Annotated in this window: 11 protein-coding genes; 10 read left to right on the forward strand and 1 reads right to left on the reverse strand. The window is 71.2% G+C overall.

The window, feature by feature from the left end:
- Nucleotides 1–185 precede the first annotated feature (185 nt).
- From AB0H50_RS30195 to AB0H50_RS30225, 7 genes are all read left to right on the forward strand, one after another.
- On the forward strand, nucleotides 186–1,283 hold the full coding sequence (locus AB0H50_RS30195; RefSeq protein WP_357459382.1) for a lycopene cyclase family protein: 1,098 nt from the start codon (nucleotides 186–188) through the stop codon (nucleotides 1,281–1,283).
- A complete protein-coding gene (locus AB0H50_RS30200) occupies nucleotides 1,283–2,230 on the forward strand; it encodes a Ku protein (RefSeq protein WP_357459231.1) in 948 nt (315 codons plus the stop codon). Before AB0H50_RS30195 ends, AB0H50_RS30200 begins: the two co-directional genes overlap by 1 nt.
- A gap of 164 nt (nucleotides 2,231–2,394) precedes the next feature.
- Entirely contained in the window at nucleotides 2,395–2,775 is a 381-nt protein-coding gene (locus tag AB0H50_RS30205; RefSeq protein WP_357459234.1) for a DUF4247 domain-containing protein, read from the forward strand.
- Complete coding sequence (locus AB0H50_RS30210) at nucleotides 2,775–4,340, forward strand: polyamine aminopropyltransferase (RefSeq protein WP_357459237.1); 1,566 nt, start codon at nucleotides 2,775–2,777, stop codon at nucleotides 4,338–4,340. The genes AB0H50_RS30205 and AB0H50_RS30210 overlap by 1 nt, the downstream gene beginning before the upstream one ends.
- A gap of 86 nt (nucleotides 4,341–4,426) precedes the next feature.
- On the forward strand, nucleotides 4,427–4,981 hold the full coding sequence (locus AB0H50_RS30215; protein WP_357459240.1) for a GNAT family N-acetyltransferase: 555 nt from the start codon (nucleotides 4,427–4,429) through the stop codon (nucleotides 4,979–4,981).
- Between the two features lie 554 nt (nucleotides 4,982–5,535).
- Entirely contained in the window at nucleotides 5,536–6,141 is a 606-nt protein-coding gene (locus AB0H50_RS30220; RefSeq protein WP_357459242.1) for a response regulator transcription factor, read from the forward strand.
- Between the two features lie 162 nt (nucleotides 6,142–6,303).
- Nucleotides 6,304–6,942, forward strand: a complete 639-nt coding sequence (locus tag AB0H50_RS30225) for a MerR family transcriptional regulator (protein WP_357459245.1) — start codon at nucleotides 6,304–6,306, stop codon at nucleotides 6,940–6,942.
- Here AB0H50_RS30225 and AB0H50_RS30230 read toward each other — a convergent pair.
- Nucleotides 6,912–7,586, reverse strand: a complete 675-nt coding sequence (locus AB0H50_RS30230) for an HAD-IA family hydrolase (protein WP_357459247.1) — start codon at nucleotides 7,584–7,586, stop codon at nucleotides 6,912–6,914. The two genes, AB0H50_RS30225 and AB0H50_RS30230, sit on opposite strands and share 31 nt — an antisense overlap.
- A 270-nt stretch (nucleotides 7,587–7,856) precedes the next feature.
- Here AB0H50_RS30230 and AB0H50_RS30235 point away from each other — a divergent pair, with 270 nt between their 5' ends.
- Genes AB0H50_RS30235 through AB0H50_RS30245 form a run of 3 tightly spaced genes read left to right on the forward strand, consistent with a single transcriptional unit; the run spans nucleotide 7,857 to nucleotide 18,234 of the window.
- The gene (locus tag AB0H50_RS30235) at nucleotides 7,857–9,584 is read left to right on the forward strand and encodes a fatty acyl-AMP ligase (RefSeq protein WP_357459249.1); all 1,728 of its coding nucleotides are present in this window, start codon (nucleotides 7,857–7,859) and stop codon (nucleotides 9,582–9,584) included.
- Nucleotides 9,584–15,169, forward strand: coding sequence for an SDR family NAD(P)-dependent oxidoreductase (locus AB0H50_RS30240; protein WP_357459251.1), 5,586 nt, complete (start codon nucleotides 9,584–9,586; stop codon nucleotides 15,167–15,169). The genes AB0H50_RS30235 and AB0H50_RS30240 overlap by 1 nt, the downstream gene beginning before the upstream one ends.
- Nucleotides 15,166–18,234, forward strand: coding sequence for a beta-ketoacyl synthase N-terminal-like domain-containing protein (locus AB0H50_RS30245; RefSeq protein ID WP_357459253.1), 3,069 nt, complete (start codon nucleotides 15,166–15,168; stop codon nucleotides 18,232–18,234). Before AB0H50_RS30240 ends, AB0H50_RS30245 begins: the two co-directional genes overlap by 4 nt.
- Nucleotides 18,235–18,244 lie beyond the last annotated feature (10 nt).

Consider the following 18,244-nt stretch of genomic DNA (forward strand, 5'->3'; position numbering starts at 1 on the left):
CAGCCGACTGCCACCGAGCCACGCCAGCCGATCGGCACCAGGCCAGGGCACCCGACCGGCATCGTGCGACGGCGACGAGCCGGCACCGAGCGACAGGGACCGATCAGCACGGAGCGACAGGGACCGATGGATATCCGGCGACAGCGACCGACGGGCACCGAGCAACGGCGAGCGTCGTGACCGACATCGTCGTCTGCGGACTCGGACCGGCCGGACGCGCGCTCGCCCACCGCGCGCTGGCCCACGGCATGGCGGTGACCGCCGTCGATCCCGCGCCCTCGCGGCCGTGGACCGCGACCTACGCCGCCTGGGCCGATGAGCTGCCCGAGTGGCTCGATCCCGATGTCGTGGCCGCCAGGGTGTCGCGTCCGGTCGCGTGGGGCGCCCGGCGCCACGAACTCGACCGCGGCTACGTCGTGCTCGGCACCACCCGGTTGCGGAACGCGCTGGACCTGACGGGCGCGGACGTCGTCGCCGATCGCGCAGTGCGGCTCGAACGGCACGCCGTGACGCTGGCCTCGGGCCGGGTGCTGACCGCCGATCGGGTGATCGACGCGCGCGGGATCGCCCGCTCCCCCACCCGCGCCGAGCAGACCGCCTACGGCGTGATCGTCGACGCGAGCGCGGCCGCGGGGATCGAACCGCTGTTCATGGATTGGCGCGCCGACAACGGCGCGCACCCGGCCGCACCGCGCTCTTTCCTGTACGCGGTGCCGCTGGGCGGCGGCGCGATGCTGCTCGAGGAAACCTGCCTGGCCGGGCGGCCCGCGCTGGACACCGGCGAGCTACGCGCCAGGCTGCTGCACCGGTTGCGAGAGCGCGGTATCGCACTCGACGGCGACGAGCCCGTCGAGCGGGTGCGCTTCCCGGTGCAGGGCGGCCGACCGGGCCCGCGCTCGTTCGGCGCGGCGGGCGGATTCACTCATCCCGCAACGGGTTACAGCGTGGCGGCGGCGCTCGACGTGGCCGACACGGTCGCCGCGGGTCACAATGCGTGGCCGCCGTCGGCCCGCGTCGTGCGCGCCCTGCGCGCGGCCGGGCTGCGCGCACTGCTCGCGCTACCGCCCGCCGAGGTTCCCGGGTTCTTCGACGCCTTCTTCGCCCTGCCCGCGCCCCTGCAACGCGCCTATCTCTCGGGCCGCACCGACCTCGGCGGGACCGTCGCCGCCATGCGCGCGCTGTTCGCTGCGCTTCCGGCCCGATCACGAGTGCGAATCGCCGCCGCGACCTCGGGGATCCCGGTTCGCTCGCGCGGGCAGGGTGGTTCGGCCATCATGGAGTGATGGCACGAGCTATCTGGAAGGGCTCGATTGCATTCGGGCTGGTAAACGTCCCGGTCAAGGTGTACACCGCCACCGAGGACCACGACATCAAATTCCACCAGGTGCACGCCAAGGACGGCGGCCGGATCAAATACCAGCGCGTCTGCACCGTCGACGGCAAGCCGGTGGACTACGTCGACATCGCCAAGGCGTACGAGTCCCCGGACGGGGACACGGTGATCCTCTCCGACGAGGACTTCGCCCGCCTGCCCGCCGCCGAGAAGCACGAGATTCCGGTGTTGCAGTTCGTGCCGTCCGAGCAGATCGACCCGATCCTGTTCGACAAGAGCTACTACCTCGAGCCGGACTCCAATACGCCGAAGGCCTACGTGCTGCTGGCGACCACGCTGGAGCGCATCGACCGGACCGCGCTGGTCCACTTCACGCTGCGCCAGAAGACTCGCCTCGCCGCGCTGCGGGTGCGCGAGGGCATGCTGGTGCTCCAGACGCTGCTGTGGCCCGACGAGGTGCGCGCCGTCGAGTTCGAATCGCTGGAGGACGCGTCCGAACCGCGGCCGCAGGAGATCAAGATGGCCGAGACGCTCGTCGAGTCCATGTCCGACGATTTCGATCCGAGCCAGTTCACCGACGAGTACCAGGCCGAACTGCAGAAGATGCTCGACGAGGCGATCGCCAGCGGCAGCGAACGGGTGACCGCAAAACCCGAGCCGGTGCCCGCCGAGATGGACGCCGAGGTGGTCGATCTGGTCGCCGCGCTGCAGCGCAGCCTGGAGGCCAGCGGCAGGCGCGCGGCGGGTTCCGGCGGCGCGGCGAAGAAGACCGCGGAGAAGGCCACGCCCGCGAAGAAGACCGCGAAGGCGACCAAGACGACCAAGGCCACCACGAAGACCGCCGAGAAGCCTGCCAAGAAGGCCGCGAAGAAGACTCCGGCGCGCAAAGGCGCTTAGCGCGATGCGGATTCGCGGACTGGACGCCGACCGCGGCGTCGGTGATACAGTGCCCGTCGAGTTTCGACGGAGGGGACTCGACGTATCACCCACCGGGCCCGGCCCGGCGCTCGACGGGGGGAAGCATGAACCACCTCGGCAGAACGGTCATCGGTTTCGTCGCGGTGGCCGCGCTGCTGCTCTCCGTCGCCGGCTGCGGCGACGACGTCGAGAGCGCGCGCGATTTCATCGCCGCCAAGTATTCCCGGGCCACGTCGCTCGACCAGGTGAACGACGGTCGTGCCTACACCACCACATCGGCGCCCGCCGCGGTCGGCGGCGCCATCGTCGCCGCCGCGCAGCCGCTGGACAACCGCCGTGTCGGCGACCGCACGTATCTGCAGTACCGCAACGACATCATCACCGTCGCCCCGCACGGACCTGGCTCGATGATCCTCGTCGACCAGTACGCCAACGGGTACCGGCGCCATCACTCGACGGTGTCGAGTTTCGGCTGGCAGAGCCAGCCCCCGGGCAGCGAATACCGCGGCCAGAGCGGCAAATAGTGCGCGCGGGTACCGAAACCGCGCCGCTATCGCCGCTGCGGCGCCGCCCGGCCCGCATCGCGCTGCTCGTCACCGCGTTCGTGTGCGCGGCCTGCGGCCTGGTCTACGAACTGTCGCTGGTGACGCTGGGCAGCTACCTGCTCGGCGACACCGCGGCGCAGGCGTCGATCACGTTGAGCGTCATGGTCTTCGCCATGGGCTTGGGCGCGCTCGCCGCGAAGCCGCTGCGCGGGCACGCGGCGGCGGCGTTCGTGGCGGTGGAGCTGCTCCTCGCGCTGCTCGGCGGGCTGTCGGTACTGATGCTCTACGCGGCCTACGCCTGGCTGAACATCTACACCACGGCGCTCATCGCCATCGCGAGCATCCTCGGCGTCCTCGTCGGCGCCGAAATCCCGTTGCTGATGGAGCTTTTGCAGCGGATACGCAAGCAGGAGCCGGGCAGCGCGGTGGCCGACCTCTTCGCCGCGGACTACGTCGGCGCGCTGCTCGGCGGGCTGGCCTTCCCGTTCCTGCTGCTTCCGGTGTTCGGCCAGATCCGCGGCAGCCTGATCGTCGGCGTCGTGAACGCGGGGGCGGGACTGGCGTTGGTGTTTCTGTTGTTCCGCACCGAACTCCGGCCGCGGGCGCGCTGGGTGTTCGGGGCGCTGACCGCGTTCGTCGCGGCGACATTGCTCGGCAGCTATCTGTACGCCGACCGGTTCGAAGCGACCGCGCAGCAGGCGCTGTTCGCCCACCCGATCGTGCTGCACGAGCGGACGAAATACCAGAACATCGTGCTCACCGAATCGATCTCGCCGTTCGGCACGCCGGACACCCGGCTCTACCTCAACGGTGATCTGCAGTTCTCCTCGGTGGACGAATACCGGTATCACGAGGCGCTGGTGCATCCCGCACTCGCCGGTCCGCGCCGCACCGTGCTGGTGCTCGGCGGCGGCGACGGCCTCGCGCTGCGCGAGATCCTGCGCTACCCCGACGTGGAGACGATCACCCTGGTGGAGCTGGACCCGGAGGTGATCCGGCTGGCCCGCACGGACGATCGGCTGACCGCGTTGAACCACAACGCCTTCGACGATCCTCGGGTACACGTGGTGAACGAGGACGCCTTCTCCTGGCTGCGCGACGCCCCCGGCGCGTTCGACGCGGTGCTGATCGATCTTCCCGATCCCGACCAGACCTCGATCGCCAAGCTGTACTCGAAAGAGTTCTACGCGATGGCCGCCCACGTGCTCGCGCCCGGCGGCACACTGGCGGTACAGTCCGGTTCCCCGTTCTTCGCGCCGCGCTCGTATTGGTGCATCGCGAACACCGTCCGCGCCGCGGGCCTGCGGACGCTGCCCTACCACGTGGACGTACCCAGCTTCGGCGACTGGGGTTTCGTGCTGGCGAGCGGGGAAGCCGAACCGCGCCTGCGCCTCGACCCGCCCGCGCCGCTGCGCTCACTCGACGAGGCGTCGCTGGCTGCCGCCGCGGTGTTCGCACCCGACCGCCGTGACACCGGCGCCCCCGTCTCGACGCTCATGCATCCGGTCATCGTCGACCTGGAACTGCGGGAGTGGCGACGCTGAGACATCAGCGCCGGCCGCGGACATCAGCGCCAGGCGCGCTCGCGTCCTCGGCGGTACACCGGCGGGCCCCTGGCAAACTAACCGCCATGGACACCGCCACCGTGATCGTCCCGATGGGCCTCGGCCATCTGCGCCAGGTGCTCGATCTCGGGCACCAGGTCTTCGACACCAGCACCAAGCCCTACACCTCCTGGTCGCTGACCAGCGTGGCCGAGCACCTGGACAGTCCCGACAACGCGTGCTGGGTGGCGCTGGATTCCGATCGAGTGGTGGGATTCGTGCTCGGCTCCATGGAATTCGAGCTGCGTGACGACTGGGGTTACCTGGAATGGATCGCCGTCGCGCCCGACATGCAAGGGTGCGGCATCGCGCGCAGGCTGGTCGACGCGTGCTCGACGGCGCTGTTCGCGCGCGGGGCGCTGCGCATCGTCGCCGACGTGGAGAACAACAACACCGCCTCGGCGACACTGATGACCCGCAGCGGCTTCCGTCCCGCCGCGACCGTCACACTGTTCGTGCGCCCCAATCCCGAAGAGCCGCAGGCGGATACCGGCGCGGCGCTGCCGCCCATCACACCGGGCACCAAGCGCGATCTCATCCGCCGCGGCCGGTTGGCGGGCGACGGACGCGGCGGCCGCTGACCGTCCTGGTTCCCTCGACGAATCCCGCCGAGCGCCCCTATTTTTTGTGGCTTGACCTTTAATTCCGGCACGCACTTCTCACAATCACGTTTCCAATCCTTGCGGTAAGTGTTAACGGATCGGGAACACTTGAAGCCGAATTGTGCGCTGCGGAACACTCGGGTTGTGGAGACAACCGTTTACGGATAGGGTCACTTCCTATAACCGGTCGCAGGTTCCAAATGCCAAGTGTCGGTGGTCGTTTCGATGCCGATCCGGGGCGGGGCCGGTTCTCTGGTTCATCGGTGAACAGAAATCCAGCGGGTTGATGCCGTGTGCTGTCGTGGCATCGGCCGACGGGTCGGAAACGCACGGGAGTGTCATGACGACGCTTGCCGTGCCCGACTCATGCAACCCCGAGGTGGATGGTGAAAATGAGTGGAACCGCCCGAGCAAAACGCCCGGCAAACATCGAAAATGCGGCGCCGGATGCCGTTTCGGAATGTTCCGCTCCACGTCTCGTTTCGGTGATTCCGACAAACGGTCTGCCGCAACGGGCCGTCCACATTCAGATTGTGACGGACAACTTTCTCACCCGCGAGATGTTGTGCGGTTTCCTGAATTCCGAAGAAGATTTCGCGGTGGTCGGCGACGTGTCATGGAGTGAGGCCGGATATCTCGCCGCTGCCGTAAATCCGGACGTGATCGTGCTCGACAACGACGAAATCGGCAGCGCCACCGTGCAGATGGTGCGCGCGCTGACCCGCGCCTGCCCGGCCGCGGCGGTCGTCGTGCTCAGCTCGACAGGCACCGAGACCCTGCTCTACGACATGCTCGACGCGGGCGTGCGGGGCTTCCTGCACAAGAAGATCTCGCGCAGCGAGCTGGTCAGCGCGATCCGCGGGGTCGCCGCGGTCGAGGACCAGATCACCGTCAGCGTGCCGCGCGACTTCCTCACCGGCTCGGCGGCGAATCGGGGCAGGCTCTCGGCGCGCGAGGAGCAGGTGGTGCGCCTGGTGGCCGAGGCGATGACGAATCGTCAGATCGCCAACGCCCTGTCGATCACCGAGGGCACCGTGAAGCGGCACCTGCGGAGTATTTTCGACAAGCTGGGCGCCGTCTCCCGAATAGACGCGGTGAATCGGTACCGGGCCCACACGGGACAACAGGATTCCGCCTGAGGGCGCTGCCGGACGCGGTTCGGTCGAAGCCTGCGCGCGGCCGTCGCGTGAGCGAAGATTTATCCTGACCCCACCGGGCATTCGAACAGCAACCGGGACTGGCCGCTATCCGTCTACCCGTACACTGGGTCGACCAGAAGTAGCCGCGGACGGGAGGCGGATATGCGTATCGCCGAGTTGAGCAAGGTCTCGGGCGTGCCTGCACCCACCATCAAGTACTACATGCGCGAGGGGCTGCTCTTCCCGGGCGAACGTACCAGCCCGAACCAGATGCAATACGACGATTCGCACGTGCGGCGGCTCAAGCTGGTCCGGGCGTTGATCGAGGTCGGCGGCTTGTCGGTGGCGGCGACCAGGGAAGTGCTCGACAAGATGCGGACGCCGGGGATGACGGTGCTGGAGTCCGCGGGCAAGGCGCAGTTCGCGATGTCGCGGCCGCCTGCGGCCGAGCCGGACGAGACGCAGCTGGCCGCGGCCGAGCAGGTCCGCGACCTCATCGCGAGGCGCGGTTGGCAGGTCCGCGAGACGAACCCGGCGCGCGGCACGCTCGCCGCGGTGCTCGCCACCCTCGGCAGGCTGGGGCAGGAGCACTGGGACCTGCTCGACGACTACGCCGAACTGGCCGAACGGATCGCGGCCAAGGAAATCGACACGCTGTTGCGCCAGCCGAACGCGGAGAGCATGGCCGAGGCGCTGGTCGTCTGGACCGCGCTCGGCGATGCGATGTTCAGCGCTCTGCGCCGGCTGGCGCACGAGGACGCGGCCTCGGCCTATATCGCGACGCCCGCGCCGACGAGCTGACGCAGCTCGGCGTCCACCTCGGCGATCGCGGTCGCGGCGTCTCGGAACTGCACGGCGCGCCAGCCCGCCGCCCGCGCACCCGCACAGTTCTGCGGCAGGTCGTCGACCAGGACACATCGCTCGGGCTCGATGCCCGCGCGGGCGGCCGCCAGCTCGAAGATCTCGGGATCGGGCTTGCGGCAGCCGACCTGCGCCGAGTTCACGATCTCCTCGAACAGCTCCTCCGCCACGACCATCCGCCGCCAGTGCGGCTCCCACGCCGGCGGCATGTTGGACAGCATGCCGACGAACAAGCCCGCGTCGCGGTAGCGCCGCAGCGCGTTCTCCCACTGCGCGTTGGCCTTCCGTCCGTCGAACCAGGTCTCGGCGAGGCTGGGCACCGCGGTGTGCACGCCCTGCTTGCGCAACGCGGCGCGCACCAGATCCAGCCACTCGTCCTCGCCGATCAGCGGCGTGTCCAGCGGCAGCATCATGTCCTCGGTACCGAACGACGCGGTGACCTCCGCGATCGCGCGGCGCAGCGGATCCGGCGCCAATCCCGTTTTCGCGCAGAATGCCGCGAATGTTTCGGCTACCGGTGGCGTGAGCACTCCCCCGAAATCCGACCAAATGGCGATGCGCTCCCGCGCTGTGTTGCTCGTCACAGTTCTTCTCCGCTCTGTGTTCGGCAATTCTTCGGTGCAGCGGGACCGTATCCGGCACACTGCATCGATCGCCATTACACAAAGGTGACAGTTCCTCCGGACTATTCCTTTCGAAAGTTTTCCGTCCGAAAGTGATATGTCTTCCGATCCTGCATGTTTCACCCTTCGGACCCCGTTTTAAGCCTGTCCACTTCGTCGCCTGCGCCCGTAATGTCCCTGTTCTGTCGGCACCGTCGTGAGGAGCTGCCGGCTGATCGAGGAGGGATTGCGATGGAAACCACACTCCGGGCCCGAACGCTCGCCGAGGCAATTTCGCAGCGCGCCGCCGACGCTGCCGACAGAATTGCGTACACATTTTTGCCGGACGGCGAAAACGAATCGCATTCCTGGACCTTCGGAGAACTCGAGCAACTGACCCGCGCACTGGCCGCTCGCATTTCGCGTGAGGTCGCGCCCGGCGACCGGGCGCTCATCGTCGCGCCGGATTCCGCGGATTTCGTGCTCTCGTTCCTGGCCTGCCAGTTCGCCGGCGTGGTCGCGGTGCCGGTGTACCCGCCGTTCCCGGTCACCTCGGCGCGGCGGGTGCAGACCCTGCGCACCATCGCCGAGGACTGCGGCGCCGCCGCGGTGTTGTGCGCCGCGCCAGAGCAGACCCGCGCGCTGCTGGCCGAGGCGGCCCCCGAACTGGATCGCCTGCGCTGGATCGGCATCACGGCCGACCCGCGGGGCGCACAGGACTTCGAGCCGGTGCCGGTGACCGGCGCCGACGTCTCGTTCCTGCAGTACACCTCGGGGTCGACCTCCGCGCCGAAGGGCGTGGTCGTCACCCACGACGCGCTCATGCACAACCAGGAATTGCTCTGCCACACCATGGGTTACCGCGCGGAATCGCGCATCGTCGGCTGGCTGCCGCTGTTCCACGACATGGGCCTGATGGGCATCGTGGTCCCCGCGGTCTACGCGGGCAGCCGCACGGTGCTGCTGCCGCCGCTGACCTTCGTGCAGCGCCCGATCCGCTGGCTGCGCGCCGTCACCCGCTACCGGGCCACCATCACCGGCGGCCCGAATTTCGCCTACGAACTGTGCTGCCGCCGCATCCCCGCCGCCGATCGGGAGGGCATCGACCTCAGCTCGCTCGAGGTGTCGTTCAACGGCGCCGAGCCCATCCGCGCGGAGACGCTCGCCAAGTTCGCCGCCGAATTCGCCGGGAACGGCTTCGATGCGAACACTTTCTACCCCTGCTACGGGCTGGCCGAGTCCACGCTCATGACCACCGGTTCGCGCCTCGGCGCGGGCGCGGTCACGCTGACGGTGAGCCGTGACGAGCTGGCCCAGGGCCGCGTCACGCCGGGCGCCGATCAGACGCTGGTCGGTTCGGGACGCGTGACGCTGCACCGTGAGCTGCTGATCGTCGACCCGGACACCAAGGTCCCGGCGCCCGACGGACAGGTCGGCGAGATCTGGATCGGCGGACCGGACGCGGCGCTGGCCTACTGGGGCAACGACGCGGCCACCGAGGACACCTTCCGCGCCGAAACCGTTGCGCCGCAGTCGGGTCCGTATCTGCGCAGCGGCGACCTCGGCGCGCTGGTCGACGGCGAGCTCTACGTGGTCGGCAGGCGCAAGGATCTCGTCATCATCGGCGGGCGCAACTACTACCCCCAGGACATCGAGCACACCGTCGAGAACGCCGACCCGCGCATCCGGCGCGGCTGCACCGCCGCGTTCGCGGTCGACCGGGACGGCGGTGAGGAGCTGATCGTGGTGGCCGAGGTGAAGGCGGAGGCCGAGCCCGACGTCGCCGCGCTGACCGCGGCGCTGCGCGCCGCCGTCACCGTCGATCACTCGATCACCCCGGGGAAGGTGGTGCTGGTGCGGGCGGGCACGGTGCCAAAAACCTCCAGCGGCAAGCTGCAACGGCGCGCGACCCGCGCGGCGTTCGAGGACGGCGCCCTCGACGAGATCACCTCGCCCGCCTCGACCCAGGCGGTGCGGTGATGAGGTCCGCATCCGAGATCGAAGCCTGGCTGGTCGCGCGGATCGCCGAGCTACTCGGCGCCGATCCGGCGGGCCTGCCGGTCGATGTGCCGTTCGCCGCGCTCGGCCTCTCCTCGATGCAGGCGGTGGAACTGTCCGACGACCTGCAGCGCTGGGCCGGGATCAGCCTGTCACCCACCTTCGCCTACGACCACCCCAGCGTCGCCGCCGCGGCCGCCGCACTGGCCGCCGCCTTCGCGGGCCCGACCGAGACCACCGAGCAGAAGGGATTCGCCGCCGACCCGGCCGATGGCATCGCCATCGTCGGGATCGGCTGCCGATTTCCCGGCGCCGACGGGCCGAAGGAGTTCTGGGACCTGCTCCGCGCGGGCGTGGACGCCATCACGGAGGTCCCCGCGGATCGCTGGGACGGGGCGGCGCTGTACGACCCCGACCCTGACGCGCCGGGCCGAATGACCACCAAGTGGGGCGGATTCCTCGACGACGTCGAACATTTCGACGCGGAGTTCTTCGGCATCGCGGCCAAGGAGGCCACCAGGATGGACCCGCAGCAGCGCCTGCTGCTCGAGGTCGCCTGGCACGCCATCGAGGACGCGGGCATCGGCCCGAGCAGGCTGGCAGGCACGCCGACCGGCGTCTTCCTCGGCGCGGCGTCGTACGACCACGGCGTCGCAGTGCTGGCGCCGGGCACCGAGGTGTCGGCGCAGGACGGCACCGGCTCCGCGCTCAGCATCGTCGCCAACCGGCTGTCCTATTGCCTGAACCTGGCGGGCGCGAGCATGGTGGTGGACACCGCCTGCTCGTCCTCGCTGGTCGCGGTGCACCTGGCCTGCCAGTCGCTGCGCGCGGGCGAGTCCGAGGTGGCGCTGGCGGGCGGGGTGAACGTCATCGCGGCGCCCCGGGTGGCGCTGAGCTTCAGCAAGGGGCGGCTGATGGCCCCGGACGGGCGCTGCAAGCCGTTCGACGAGCGCGCCAACGGCTACGTCCGCAGTGAGGGGGCGGGCGTGGTGGTGCTCAAGACGCTCGACCGCGCTCGCCGCGACGGCGACCGCGTGTACGCCGTGATCCGCGGCGGGGCGGTGAACCAGGACGGCAGGACGAACGGGCTCATCGCCCCGAGCCGTCCCGCGCAGGAGCGGGTGCTGCGCGCGGCCTACCGCGCCGCGGGCGTCGACCCGAGCCGGGTCGCCTTCGTGGAGGCGCACGGGACAGGAACCGCGGTCGGCGACCCCATCGAGGTCGGTGCCCTCGCGGCAGTGCTCGGCCAAGACCGCGACCCGAAGAGTCCGCTGCGGGTGGGCTCGGCGAAATCGAACCTCGGCCACTTGGAGGCCGCGGCGGGCGTCGCCGGGATGATCAAAACCGCGCTCTCCCTGCATCATCGGGAGCTGCCGCCGACCGTCCACTACCGGCGGCCCAACCCGCTGCTCGAGCTGGACCGGGTACCCGTCGTGGTGCAGTCGCAGGTCGAGGCGCTGCCGGTCGACGCGGAGGGCGCCGCGATCGCCGGGACGAGCTCGTTCGGATTCGGCGGGACGAACGCGCACGTCGTGTTGTCCACCGCGCCCGCCACCGAAGCCGAAGAACCGGTCGGCACAACCGATTTCGTGCTCTTCCCGGTGACCGCCAGGTCCGAGGACGGGTTGCGGCGGCGGGCGCGCGGCTGGGCGCGCGCCGCCGAACGCCATCGCGAGGATCCGCGCTGGCTCGCCAGGGCCGCCGCCACCGCGGCGCTGCGCGGCGACCACGACGGGCACCGCGCCGCGGTGGTGGCCCGCGACATCGACGAGCTGATCGACGGCATGTACGCGCTGGCGGACGGCGAACGGGTGCGCGGAGTCTGCGAACCGCAGGCGCCCGGCCGTCGCGCCCTGCGCACCGCGCTGGTCTTCCCTGGGCAGGGCTCGCAGTGGGACGGCATGGGCCGCGCGCTCGCCGCCGCGCTGCCCGCGTTCGAGGACGCGATGCGCCGCTGCGCCGCCGAGCTGGAGCTGCTGCTCGGGGTGCGGCTGTGGTCGGCCGAGCACGGCATCGTCGCGAAGGGCACCGCCCACGTGCCGCCCGCGCTGTTCGCCATGCAGGTCGCCCTGGCCGAGACCTGGCGGGCCTTCGGCATCGAACCCGCGGCGGTCTGCGGGCACAGCATGGGCGAGATCGCGGCGGCGCACGTCAGCGGCGCGCTGTCGCTGGCCGACGCCGCGCGCATCGTGTGCGTGCGCAGCGCGCTGCTCACCGAGATCTCCGGCCGCGGCGGCCTTGCGCTGCTCGAACTCGATGCGGCGCAGGTGGATTCGGCGCTCACCGAGTACCGCGACCGAGTGTCGGTTGCGGCGGTCAACGGGCCGCGCGCGACCGTCATCTCCGGCGAACCGGGCGCGCTGGACGAGATCGTTGCGCGGCTGGAGGCCGACGGGGTGTTCGCGCGGCGCATCGCCGTGGACTTCGCGGCGCACAGCCCCGCCGTCGAACCGCTGCGGCCCCGGCTGCGGGAGGCCGTGCGCGACATCGCGGTACGGCAGCCCACCGTGCCGCTGTACTCGACGGTCACCGGCGGCCCGCTCACCGAGACGCTCGTCGATCCCGACTACTGGGCGCGCAACCTGCGCGAAACGGTGCTGTTCGACACCGCGATCACCGCGCTGCTCGACGCGGGCCACGACACTTTCGTCGAGATCGCCCCGCACCCGGTGCTCGCCCGCTCGCTCACCGAGATCGCGGACGCGGCCGCTCCCGGCGCGGAGGTGGTCACCGTGTCCTCGGCCCGGCGCGACGAGGACGAGGTCTTCGCCTTCCTGCACTCGCTCGGCCTGCTCTACACCCGGGGCGCCGACCTGGACTGGACCCGCCTCTACCGGCCGGCCAGTCCGGTGCCGATCCCCTCGCAGGGCTGGAATGCCCAGCGATTCCCGCTGATTCGCGCCGGTGGCGCGGCCGCCGCCGTTCCGCAGGCCGGGGGCTGGCTCGGTCCTCGCGTGCGGATCGCCACGCATCCCGAGCTCGGCGTGTGGCCGCTGCAGGCCGACGCCGCGCCGGAACTCGCCGATCACGTGGTGGACGAGGTGCCGGTCGTCCCCGGTGCGTACTGGCTCGGCGCGGCCGCGCAGGCCGCCCGCGATCTCGCCGGCGGCGAGACGCCGACCGTGGTGCTGACCAACGTCACGTTCGAGGCGCCGCACGTGCTGCTGCCGGGGACTTCGTCGCCGCTCCAGCTGGTGGTCGAATCAGCGGGCGGGCGTTCGGAATTCGCGATCGTCTCCGATCCGCAGGGCGCTACCGTCACGCACGCGCGCGGCTGGCTGGACCAGGCGCCAGCGCCGCTCACCGATCGGCCCGCCCCGGAGATCGCGGAACTGCTGAAGCGGTGTGCCGAGCCGGTGCCGCTCGACGAGTTCTACGCGCGGTTGGCCGGGAACGGCCTGCACTACGGCCCGGCGTTCCGCGGACTGACTCAGCTTTCGCGCGGCGGCGACGAAGCCGTCGGAAAGCTCACGCTGCCCACGTCGCTCACGGCGGGAACGGGTCTGCACCCGGCGTTGCTGGACGCCTGCCTGCACGCCATCGCCGCCGCGGCCGGACCGCGGCTGACCGACGCGCTCGCCCTGCCCGCAGGCGCCACCCGCGTGCAGTTCGCCACGCCCGCCGCGCCCGTCACCGAGATCTGGTGCCACGCGCGGATCGTGGAGTACGGCGAGCGCGATCTGATCGCGGACCTGGTCGTGCTGACCGAGGACGGGCGAGTCCTGTGCTCGGCCATGGACTTCCGGGTCACCACCGCCGAAGCGTCCGCCGCCGAGCACGGCAGGCTGTACCGGCTCGCCTGGCAGCCGCTGGAATCCACCGGCGGGCGCGCCCAGCGCGGCAGCTGGCTCGTCCTCGGCGGAGAGCATCCCGCCCTGACGGCGCTGGCCGAACGCCTCACCGCCCGCGGCGACCGCGTCGTGCGCGCCGACGCGCACGAGTACGAGGCGGCCATCGACGAATCCGGCGAAGGGTTGCGCGGCATCATCGACGCGCGGGCCTACGCGAGCGCCGCCGAGGACCCGGCCGTCGCGGCGAGCCACACGGCGGATGCGGTGGAGCTGGCCAGGTTCGTGATCGGGCGCACCTGGCGGGAGGCGCCGCGGCTGTGGCTGCTCACCCCGGACACCCAGCGTTCGGCGCGGCAGGCGCGATTGTCGGCGGCGAGCCTGTGGGGCGCGAGCCGCGTGATCGCGACCGAGCATCCCGAATCGTCCTGCGGCGTCATCGATCTGCCAGCGGCGCCGAGCGGCGCCGATGTGGACCGCTTGGTCGCCGTCCTGCGGGATCCGCAGTCGCCGCAACAGGTTTCGGTCGACGGGGAGGTGCTCGCGCCCCGCTTGGTTCCGGTGCCGCGCACCCGTAGTTCGGTGGCCATCGATGCGGAGCTGTGCCAGGTCGTTACCGGCGGTCTCGGCGCGCTCGGGTTGCGCGTCGCCGACTGGCTCAGCGCGCACGGCGCGCGAAAACTGCTGCTGCTCGGCCGTTCCGCACCGGATGCCGACGCCGAAGAGGTGATCGACGAGCTGCGGTCGCGTGGCGCCGAGGTCACCGTGGCTGCCGTCGACGTGGCCGACGCCGCGGCGCTCGGCGCGGTACTGGCCGCCGCCGGACCCATCGGCGGCGTCTTCCACCTCGCCGGCGTGCTGGAGGACGCGGTCGTCGCGGATCTCGACGAGTCACGGCTGGTCAGGGCGCTGGCGGGCAAGGCGCGCGGCGCCTGGCACCTGCACCAGGCCACCCTCGATCAGCCGCTCACCCATTTCGTGCTGTTCTCCTCGCTCGCCGGGCTTTTCGGCTCGCCGGGCCAGGGCGCCTACGCGGCGGCCAACACCTACCTGGACGCGCTCGCCACGGCGCGCGCCGCACAGGGACGGCCCGCGCACAGCATCGCCTGGGGTCCGTGGGCCGCGATCGGCCTGGCCGCCCAGGTGGGCAGCGAACGCCGCCTGGCCGCCATGGGCGTGCCCGCACTGGAGACCGAGGCCGCGATGGACCTGCTGGAGGCGGCGCTGGCCGACCCGGGCCCGGTCCTCGCGGCGGCAGCCTTCGACCTGCCCACGCTGGCCGGCCCCGGCACGCCGCCAGCGGCGCGCGAGCTGCTGGCGAACCTGCTGCCCAGCGGCGAAAGCGCCGGCGGCCCTGCCGTACCGGCACTGTCGCTGCACGAGATCGACGATCCCGCCGAAAGGCTCGAGCAGGTGCGCGGCTTCGTGCTCGCCCAGGTCGCGTCCATCGTCGGGACCACGCGGCCGGTCGACCCCACCGCGCCCTTCCGCGACCTCGGGTTCGACTCGCTGATGGCGGTCGATCTGCGCAACCGCCTGGAAACCGGCTTGGGCCACCGGATTCCGGCCAGCCTGATCTTCGCCCACCCCACCGTAGACCAGCTCGTCGAGGAGCTGGCACAGCGGATGTTCCCGGCGTCGGAGCCCGTGCCCGACGCGCAGGCGCCGCAGCACGCCCGGCCCGAGATCGATGCGGACCTGGACCAGGCCACCGATGAGGAACTCGCCGATCTCCTGTCGGCGGAGCTCGATCTGTCCACCGAAGGGGATGCCCGATGACGACCGAACCGAACGACGATCGGCGCGCGCTACTACGCCAGGCGCTGCGCGAAATCCGAACCCTGCGAGCCGAAGTCGACGCGCACACCGAACCGGCGGCGATCCTGGGAGCCGCGGTGCGTATGCCGTCGGGCATCGACGATCTCGGCGCCTACTGGTCCGCGCTGCGCGACGGCCACGACGCCATCACGCCGCTGTTCGACAGCGAGGACGGCCGCCGCAGCCTGCGCACCGCGCACAGCAGCCGCTTCGCCGGGCTGCTCGCCGAAGTCGACGGCTTCGACGCGGAGTTCTTCGGCATCTCGGCCGCCGAAGCCGAGCGGATGGACCCGCAGCAGCGGCTGGTACTCGAGGTGGCGTGGGAGGCGATGGAGGACGCCGGGCTGACGCCCGCCGAGCTGCGCACCGCGACGACCGGCGTCTTCCTCGGCGTCTACGGCAGCGACTACCTGATGATGCAGTTCGCCGACCCGGCGGGCATCAACGCCTACACAGCACCGGGCGGCGCGCACAGCATCGTCGCCAATCGGCTGTCGTACCTGCTCGACCTGTCCGGCCCGAGCATGGCGGTGGACACGGCGTGCTCGTCCTCGCTGATGGCGGTGCACTTGGCGGTGCGGGCGCTGCGCAACCGGGACTGCGACATCGCCCTGGTCGGCGGCGTCAACACCATCTTGTCGCCGCTGTCCACCACCGTCACCGAGAAGGTGCTTCCGCTCGCGCCGGGCGGTCGTTGCCGCACCTTCGACGCGGGAGCGGAAGGCATCGTGCGCGCCGAGGGCTGCGGCATGGTGGTGCTCACCAGGGAGTCGCTGGCCAAGGCCGAGGGCCGATCGGTGCGCGCACTCATCCGCGGCACCGCGGCCAACCACGACGGACGCACCAACGGTCTGACCGCGCCGAGCCCACGCGCCCAGACCGACCTGCTGCGGCGCGCGCTGCGCGATGCCGCGGCCGAGCCCGCCGACGTGGTCTACATCGAGGCGCACGGCACCGGAACGCCGCTGGGCGACCCGATCGAGTTCGACGCGCTGCGCGCGGTGTACGGCGCGGGCGACGAGCCGTGCCCGGTCGGCGCGGTCAAGACGAACTTCGGACACCAGGAAGCCGCCGCGGGCATCGCGGGCCTGATCAAGGCGATGCTGGTGCTCGAACACGACGAGGTGCCGCCCAACCTGCATCTGGAGCGGCCCAACCCGGAGCTCGATCTCACCGGAACCCGGCTGCGGCTACCGACGCAGCGCACCCCGCTCGGCGGCGGGACCGGGCCGAAGCTGGCCGCGATCAGCTCGTTCGGCTTCGGCGGCGCGAACGTGCACGCCGTATTGGCCGCCGCGCCGCGCGAGGAGGTCGATCCGCACGCGGAAGGCGCCCTGGTGCTTCCCATTTCGGCGCGCAGCGCGGCGTCGGCCCGTGCGCTGGCCGGGCGCTACGCCGATCTGCTCGCCGTCGCCGACCACGCGACCGCGGCCGAGATCTGCGCGGCCGCGGCCACCCGGCGCGCGCACCTGCCGGTGCGGCTGTGCCTCACCGGCGACACGGTCGACGCGCTGGTCGACCGTGCCCGAACCGCGAAGGCGGCCAGGCACATCGGCAACGCGCCGCGGCACCGGACGCTGTTCGTGTTCAGCGGGCAGGGTTCGCAGTGGCCGGAGATGGGCAGGTTGCTCGCCGACGAGCCCGTCGCGCGGGCCGAGATCGACGCCTGCGACGTGCTCGTGCGCAAGCTGGCCGGCTGGTCGCTGTGGGAGGAATTGCTGGCGGCCGAATCCGACAGCAGGTTGCACCGCACCGATGTCGCGCAGGTGTGCATCGCCGCGGTGGAGCTGGCGCTGGCCGCGCTGTGGCAGTCGTGGGGCGTGCGGCCCGCCGCCGTCGTCGGCCACAGCATGGGCGAGATCGTCGCCGCGACCGTCGCCGGAATGCTCACCAGGGAGCAGGCTTTCGAGATCCTGGTGCGGCGGGCGGCGCTGACCGAGCGGCACGCTCGCGGCGGCGCGATGTGCAGCATCGGCCTGCCCGCCGCGGCGGTGACCGAGCTGCTGGCCGGACAGTCCGAGGTCACGATCGGCGCTGTGAACGGCCCACGCTCGACCGTGATCACCGGCCCTGCGCCCGAGGTGCGCCGGATCGCGGCGGAGGCGAGCGCCCGCGGCGCGTCGACCAAGGATCTGCCGGTGGAATACGCCTTCCACAGCACGCTGCTCGCCGCGTGCGCACCGGAATTCGCGGCGCACGCCGACACGGTGGGCGCCGCAATCGGGACCATCCCGATGTACTCGACCGTCACCGGCAAGCGCGTCACCGGCGACCACCTCACCGGGGCGCACTGGGCGGCCAATCTCGTCGACGCCGTGCTCTTCGCGCCCGCGATCCAGGCGGCGCTGGCCGACGACGCCGCGCTGACCACCGTGCTGGAAGTGGGCCCGCATCCGGTGCTTATCCGCGATATCGCCTCGGCCGCAGGCGAACTCGACCGCTCGGTCATCCTGGCGGCGAGCCTGCGTCGCGGCCAGTCCAGGTCCGCGTCGCTGGATCACAGCGTCGCCGAGCTCTACCTCGGCGGCCACGACCTGAACTGGTCGGCCCTGCTCGCAGCGCCGAGCGGCCGGGTGCCGCTGCCGCACTACCCCTGGAACCGCAGCAGGCACTGGCTGCCCGAACGGCGCGTCGCCGAGGAGCAGCACGTGCACGCCACCGTCCGTCCCGCGACGGCCAAGCGCAGGCCGTCCGGTCCCGTGGCGCTGGCGCGCGCCCACCACGTCGACCGGCCGACCCGGCTCGACGCGCTCACCGGATTCGTGCGGGAACGGATCGCGCGTGCGCTGCGCAAGCCCATCACCGAGATCGACGAGGCGACCCCGATCCGCGACTACGGACTGGAATCGCTCGTGGTGGTCGAGATGAAAAACGAGATCGAGGCCGAGTCGGGCACCGTGGTGCCGCTCGCCCAGCTGCTCGAGGTGCTCGAACAGGGCAGCGCGCGCGACCTGGCCAAGGTGATCGTCGAGGCCGAGTCCGCCGCCGTGGTGACCGGCGACGAAGTCGGAAGCGGGCAGCTGTGAGTGAGCGTCA

The sequence above is a fragment of the Nocardia sp. NPDC050793 genome (assembly GCF_040654065.1).
Lineage (GTDB): Bacteria > Actinomycetota > Actinomycetes > Mycobacteriales > Mycobacteriaceae > Nocardia.